Annotated in this window: 4 protein-coding genes; 1 reads left to right on the top strand and 3 read right to left on the bottom strand. The window is 36.0% G+C overall.

The window, feature by feature from the left end:
* Positions 1–299: 299 nt before the first annotated feature.
* Entirely contained in the window at positions 300–1,673 is a 1,374-nt protein-coding gene (locus EUBHAL_RS01510) for an MATE family efflux transporter (protein ID WP_005343995.1), read from the top strand.
* A gap of 163 nt (positions 1,674–1,836) precedes the next feature.
* Here the strand turns inward: EUBHAL_RS01510 and EUBHAL_RS01505 are convergent, their stop codons facing one another.
* The 3 genes from EUBHAL_RS01505 to EUBHAL_RS16070 form a co-directional block, all read right to left on the bottom strand.
* A complete protein-coding gene (locus EUBHAL_RS01505; RefSeq protein ID WP_005343993.1) occupies positions 1,837–2,610 on the bottom strand; it encodes a histidine phosphatase family protein in 774 nt (257 codons plus the stop codon).
* Between the two features lie 79 nt (positions 2,611–2,689).
* Complete coding sequence (locus EUBHAL_RS16075; RefSeq protein ID WP_005343992.1) at positions 2,690–2,863, bottom strand: DUF6198 family protein; 174 nt, start codon at positions 2,861–2,863, stop codon at positions 2,690–2,692.
* A 28-nt stretch (positions 2,864–2,891) separates the two neighbouring features.
* Complete coding sequence (locus EUBHAL_RS16070) at positions 2,892–3,044, bottom strand: DUF6198 family protein (RefSeq protein WP_242648722.1); 153 nt, start codon at positions 3,042–3,044, stop codon at positions 2,892–2,894.
* Positions 3,045–3,205 lie beyond the last annotated feature (161 nt).

Here is a 3,205-nt window from a genome sequence, read left to right as displayed (position 1 = left end):
TCAACGGTTATCGAGTATATTTGAAAAATGATTTTGGTAGATTATGACATATATTTTAATAAGATGATTTTTCGAATATATTTTAGTGAATATCATAGTAAAATATACAACCTGATATAAAAAATGGTGATATTTTATAGAATTACCATAAATATACCATAAACGATCACTTATTACGACTTATCCATCTAAAATTTATTTAGTTTTGATATAAAAAGAATATTATTCATATGCTTTACTTCATGGTATAATCTTTTAAGTAAAAACAATGTAAAAAATAACAGGAAGTGATTGTATTTATGAAACGTATTGATTTTGATAACGGGAAGATTACGACTAATATCTTACAGGCAGCACTGCCGATGTTGGTCGCCCAGATTTTAAGTCTTCTTTATAATATTGTAGATCGAATCTATATTGCAAGAATACCAAATATCGGAACGGCGGCTTTAGGAGCGGTTGGATTATGTTTTCCGATCATTGTAATTATTACTGCATTTAGCAATTTATTTGGCAGTGGTGGTGCTCCTCTTTTTTCTATTGAACGAGGACGCGGCGATAAAAAAAGAGCTGGCATGATTATGAACACTTCATTTTTTATGCTCTCTGTATGTGCAATCGTGTTAATGTGCATTGGATTTATATTTGCCCGCCCGATTCTAATTCTTTTTGGTGCTTCTGAAAATGCACTCGTATACGCTTATCCATATATTATGATTTATCTGATTGGAACTTTTCCTTCCATGATTGCAACAGGAATGAATCCATTCATTAATGCACAGGGATATGCAACGACAGGAATGATTTCTGTTGTTATTGGTGCCATAGCTAATATTGTCCTCGATCCACTTTTCATTTTTATGCTTGATCTTGGTATCCGGGGAGCAGCAATCGCAACAGTTTTGTCCCAATGCTTATCTGCAGGATTTGTTTTATATTTTCTTTCAAAAAAGGCAGAATATAAAGTCCGTTTATTATATAAGGAAGAAATCCGAACCTGCGGAAAAGATGCGAAGAATATCGTAAGCCTCGGAACAGCCGGATTTGTTATGCAGCTTACGAACAGCCTTGTAAGCATTTGTTGTAACAATGTACTTTCCGCTACTGGCGGAGATGTTTATGTTTCCGTTATGACGATTATTTCCAGCGTCCGTCAGATGATAGAAACCCCAATCTGGTCTATCTCCGAGGGTTCTTCACCAGTGATCAGCTATAATTATGGTGCAAAAAGACCAAAGAAAGTTATTGAAGCCTGGATTACAATGTCCGTCCTTGCTTTGATTTACAGTTTAATCGCCTGGAGTGTTATTTTATTTGCACCTAAATTTTTAATTGGAATTTTCAGTTCTGATAAAAGCTTGATGATTGATACTGTCCCTGCAATGAAACTATATTTTTCCGCATTTATTTTCATGCTCTTTCAGTATACTGGACAGACTATGTTTAAATCATTAAATAAGAAAAAACAGGCAATCTTCTTCTCTATCCTGCGTAAAGTTATCATTGTTGTACCAATGACATACATGTTCCCTTACGTATTCCATATGGGAAGCAACGGAGTGTTTATGGCCGAACCAGTATCCAATGTAATTGGCGGCAGTTTGTGCTTCATCGTAATGCTCTTGACAGTTCTCCCAGAATTGAAACAGATGAATTCTGATTTATCGAGCTGAATAGACGCCAGCAAAGAGAGCCTATCCCCTATATTTGTGACTTTAGTCGCGGCGGTTTGAATACTCGCTTACACACGCTCGTATCCAAACCTTGCTCCGAGGCCACAAATATGCTTTATTTCGCTTCAGGAGTTCGTCTGCTTTGCAGCCTCACAAATCAGGATTAATGTCTTTGTTCTTTATTACTATATGTTTCGCAAAAGCGCGCCGCAAACGATGGTTCTTCATTTCCGGCATATAAATGTGAAATATCTCCTATTTTTAAACCACGGAAATATGCAATACCCTGTTTTCGTTCTTCGGTGACAACTTCGGTAACGGAAGTCGGTGCTAATGCAAAGCTATTCCATAAAGTAAATGGAGAAACATTCCATAAATGAGAAAGCAATACACAGATCAGTCCAAAATGACAGAATAAAGTTATTGTTTCTGTACTTTCTTTTTCTACACGATAATAACCATTTTCACGGACATAACCGTGTTTTGCGAGGAGTGTGTCAAATTCTTTTGTAACTTTATCATATACGTCTTCCATATCAGAACATTTTGCTACTAAAGAATGTCTCCAATTTATTTTGTCCATATATTCTTCATGTTCTGTCAAATATCCCGGTGCCATATCCCACACAATTCTTGGGCGATACTTTTCTCCCTCTTTTTCAATATCCGGATAAGCTTCCGCAAGTTCCGGAGCTTTATTAACATCTAACTTAGCCGGAAACTCCTGCAGCCATTCCACAGTTTCTGCTTTGCATCCAGCCGCTTCTAAAGACGGAAGTGCCGTACGTTGTGCTCTTCCAAGCGGAGAAACATAACATTTACCCATATGAAGAGACAATGCCCGTTTAGCCAGTAGCTCTGCTTCTCTGCATCCTTTTTCAGTCAATGTATCATTTTCATAATCAGGGTCACCGTGTCTTATTAATAAAATTCGCATACTATGTAGATTCCTTTCTTATCCTGTATAATTCTTATAATTAGAGTGTATATAAATTAACATATTTCCCTTTATACTATTATTTAGAAATTCTTCCCTTTGGATATAAGATTGCATCTCTTTTTACCCCAAATAATCTTGTCACAAATCCAAGAACGGTTCCTACAAGAACAGCCGCAATAATTGTACCAACACCAACTGAACCAAGCCGTCTAAGTGTAAGTAAACAGGAAATTAATGAAATTGTGACCATACTCACATCAAATCCTATTTTTACTTTATTAAAAAGGAATAGAATACGGAATTGAACTTACTGGTGATACTCCAAGATCAGACTTTACTGACATTGAAATCCCGAGTGTCATAATAAAAAGTCCAAAAATATATACCAGAATACGCACTGGATAATTCTCTTCTTTTAGCTTTTGCATCATTTGTATACCTCTAACTATTTTCACAAATTCCCTACCAATAATATCCCTGAAAATAAAATTTGTCAAATTACTATTTAATTCATTAAGAGACAGACTCCCAGAGAACCGATACCCTATATTTGTGACTTTAGTCGCGGCGGTTTAAATGCTCGCTTTATACG

Source organism: Anaerobutyricum hallii DSM 3353, from assembly GCF_000173975.1.
In the GTDB taxonomy this organism is placed as follows: domain Bacteria; phylum Bacillota; class Clostridia; order Lachnospirales; family Lachnospiraceae; genus Anaerobutyricum; species Anaerobutyricum hallii.
The sequence above is the reverse complement of the archived record's forward strand: the minus strand, read 5'-3'. Positions and strand labels throughout refer to the sequence as shown.